Genomic DNA, 3,333 nt, shown 5'->3' with positions numbered 1-3,333 from the left:
GGCCTGGCCTCAGGCGTTCTCGGTGGTGCGCCCGGGCGCCCGAGCGGCAATGATGCGACTCTCTGCAGCGAAGACGGGCTCCGTAGCGAATTCGTCGGCGAGCTGGTCCAGCCGCTTGTAGTCATCGTGCGAGACCTCGGCAAGGTCTCGAGCGAACTGACCGTTGCGGATCTCGAGAAGCACCGACTCCAGCTGACGGGTGAGATCGCTGTCGTGCTCGGCGAACTCTCTCGCGCGCGCAAGTTGGCCGTAACGGCTCGCGGGGCTGTGCCACTTCAGCGCGGGCAGGAACCCGATTCGGGACACAGCGGCCATGACGTCGGCGAGCTCCCCTGACGCGTAGAGCTCGAGCGCCACCACGTCGGGGTCATAGCCGGCCGCGACCAGGACCTCGAAGGAAGCGATGAGCTGGCGCAGGAACCCGGCACCGAGGACCTGCTCTCCGAACAGGTCGGTTACCGTCTCCTCTTCGACGCTGCTGAGCCAGGCACCCTTGCGAGCTCCACCGATGCCCTTAGCAATCTCTGCAGCCGACTGCAACGCGTTTCCGCTTGCGTCCTGGTGGACCGCGATCAGGGAGGCGAAGCCCTCGCCGGTCAGGTAATTCTTGCGCACGTACTCCCCGATCTGCTTGGGAGCAACGAGCACCACGTCCAGATCGTCGCGAGGAGTGATTTCCCCGGTCTGGAGCGAAAATCCGTGGGGAAAGGACAGAGTCGCACCGCGCCTCAGATTCGGCTCGATGAGCTCGGTGTAAACCTCGGCTTGAACGCTGTCGGGAATGATCAACATGACGACGTCCGCGCGCGATGCTGCCTCAAGGATCCCCATAGTCGGGAAGCCATCGTCGACGGCGAGCGGCCAGTACTCGTCATCGCGGTTCCCGACGATCACCTCATACCCGGAATCCCGCAGGTTGTTGGCCTGCGCCTTGCCTTGGTTGCCAAAGCCGACGACTGCGATCGTCGACCCGCTTAGGAAGGAGGTCTGAATCTCCTCGTCCGTGAAACACTTCGCCATTTCTTGTTGCTCCTAAGCAATCGTTTTTGTCAGGGGTCGAACATAGTTGGGCAGGGCGCCAGTAGCGCCTGAACGATCAACGAGCTCTAGATGTAGCCCCCAGCCGGTTCGCAGGTACACCCATTTCACGCCGGCTCCTACAGCGCCTTCAGGGACCGTATTGATCGACCCCAGAATCCGCACGCCAGGATGCTTCGCGAGGACCTCCAGCGCCGACTCGATCGCGTTGACCGAAAAGCACAGGTGATGCGCATCCATATCGCACAGGCGTGGCATCTGCGTGCGCTGGTCCGCGACGGTCCACTGGAACAATTCGAGGTTGAGGTTGGGGGGCAACCGCAGCATGGCGAGTTTGAAGGCAGCGTCGCCGGGGACGTCGAAGGTTCGACGCATCAGGGAATGGTCGCTCTGACGCTGCCCGTCGTAGAGGAACTCGGCCCCGAAGCACTCGATAAAGAATTGCTTGGCCTCCTCCAGATCAGGAACGGTCAGGCCGATGTGGTCCAAGTATTCGAGAGTGGGGATCACAGTGATACCTCGTCTTTCGCATGAGCGACGATGCTTTCGATCAGTTCCAGATCCCTGACTGCCTCCTGCGCACTGCGGCGTCCTGCCGAATCACCAGCAATCACCGATGCGAAGTCCCGGATCTGTCCCCAGTACCCATTGGTCCGGGCAATGTGAGGCAGCAAGTCTTCTCCCAGGCCTCGCTTGGTTACCACAGAGTTGCCATAGGCCCAGGGGAAGTGCGGCGACCAAGGTTGGGCCACAACGCTGCCCTCAGATCCATAGACAGCAATCTCCTCTCGGTGACAGCTGGGGCTGGCATTGGTGTGCCAAGCTGCTACGCCTCCAAGGCTGAGCACTATGTGAAGCAATGACCCACTGACCGATACCGAAACAACGCTAGAGTCCCCCGGACAGAAGTCCCGGAGAAGGCCGAGGTGGTGAACCGATTCCTCCAGAAGGCGTTGACGCAAACCAACTACTCCAGCCGCGGAGTACGACTCGTTGTTAACTCGGGGTGCCGCCGCGATGGACGTAAACGAGGGAGGCAACGAGATCGCCCAAAATGAGCGCACACCCACGATGTCCCCCAAATCCCCTGAGCGGACCAGGCGGAGAGCAGATTCCACGTCGGCGTCGTACGCCCTGGGAGTGGCAACCATCAAGGTCACGCCCGCCTGTGCCGCCAGCCCGACGAGGCGTTCGCCTTCCTCGGATGTTAGCGCGAGGGGCTTCTCAACCAGCACGTGCACACCACGCCCCACCGCCTCCTCGATCAACGCTGCGTGTGCTGGCACCGGCGTGCAGATGTGAACGGCGCCGGCGTTCGTCTGATCCAGTGCTGCCGACAGGGAGGTGAACGCAGGGACGCCAAGGGCCGAACCGACCGCGGAGGCAACTTCACTTCTCGAGTCGACCACGGCGCAGATCCGCGCACCCTGGGTCTGGACCCATCCCGGAATCTGCTCGGCTTGAGCGATGTACCCGCAGCCTACGATGACGACCTCAAGCATGTGCACCACCACTCACGGTTGTAGCACCTGTCACGACCTGATCGCCGGTGCACACCTGTCTCAGGGTTCCCAGTCCATCGATCGAGCTTTCGATCACGTCGCCCGGGCTTAGGTACAGGGTTGGAACACGCCCGAGACCCACGCCAGCAGGCGTGCCGGTAAAGATCAGATCGCCGGGAAACAATTGGCAGACCTCGGATATCGCTGCCACGATTTGGGGCACGGAGAAAATCATGTCTCCTGTCCGAGCGGCCTGCCGCACGTCTCCGTTCACAAGGCATTTCAGTGCCAAGTCGTCACGATTCTCCAACTCGTCAGGGCTGACGAGGTAGGGGCCGGTGGGTCCAAAACCAGCGTACGACTTCGCGAGAGACCACTGAGGTGCTGCGCCCTGGAGCTGTCTTGACCGGTCCGAAAGATCCTGTCCCACGGTGACACCGGCCACATGGTTCCAGGCCTCCTCTTCGGGCAGCTGTGAGCCGCCGTGTCCGATGACGACTACCAACTCGACCTCCCAGTCCACCGTCGACGATGGAAGCGTCACCGTTGTGTAGGGGCCGCTGATGCACCCCGGAAACTTGGTGAAGACCACCAAACTCTCCGGCGAGGGCATATGAGATTCCTTGGCATGCTCGGAATAGTTGAGTCCAACCGCGAAGACCTGGCGTGGCCGCGGGGACGGCGCACCCAGGTCCTGCTCCTGAAAAGTCGCCTTGCGGCTCCACGACGACTCGGGTAGCTCACGCTCCCAAGACTGCAGCGTCCCCCATTGCTCATAGAGGGTCTCCAGGTC

At 61.9% G+C, this 3,333-nt stretch carries 4 protein-coding genes; all 4 read right to left on the bottom strand.

What is annotated here, in order from left to right; translation table 11 throughout:
• Positions 1-9 precede the first annotated feature (9 nt).
• The gene (gene ilvC / locus AC1DVZ_RS18750; protein WP_477619710.1) at positions 10-1,020 is read right to left on the bottom strand and encodes a ketol-acid reductoisomerase; all 1,011 of its coding nucleotides are present in this window, start codon (positions 1,018-1,020) and stop codon (positions 10-12) included.
• 12 nt (positions 1,021-1,032) lie between these two features.
• Entirely contained in the window at positions 1,033-1,527 is a 495-nt protein-coding gene (locus tag AC1DVZ_RS18745; RefSeq protein ID WP_477619709.1) for a VOC family protein, read from the bottom strand.
• Between the two features lie 17 nt (positions 1,528-1,544).
• On the bottom strand, positions 1,545-2,540 hold the full coding sequence (locus AC1DVZ_RS18740; RefSeq protein WP_477619708.1) for a Gfo/Idh/MocA family protein: 996 nt from the start codon (positions 2,538-2,540) through the stop codon (positions 1,545-1,547).
• Positions 2,533-3,333 (bottom strand): fumarylacetoacetate hydrolase family protein (locus AC1DVZ_RS18735; RefSeq protein ID WP_477619707.1); only part of this gene is annotated, 801 nt, incomplete at its 5' end. The genes AC1DVZ_RS18740 and AC1DVZ_RS18735, both read right to left, overlap by 8 nt.

It is taken from the genome of Pedococcus sp. P2_E5 (genome assembly GCF_056403895.1).
Note: the sequence above shows the minus strand (reverse complement) of the source record. Positions and strands in the feature narration are given on the sequence as shown.

Bases quoted from the DNA above. Each gene is read 5' to 3' on its own strand.
- ilvC (WP_477619710.1), bottom strand. From the start codon at position 1,020: ATGGCGAAGTGTTTCACGGACGAGGAGATTCAGACCTCCTTCCTAAGC.
- AC1DVZ_RS18740 (WP_477619708.1), bottom strand. From the start codon at position 2,540: ATGCTTGAGGTCGTCATCGTAGGCTGCGGGTACATCGCTCAAGCCGAG.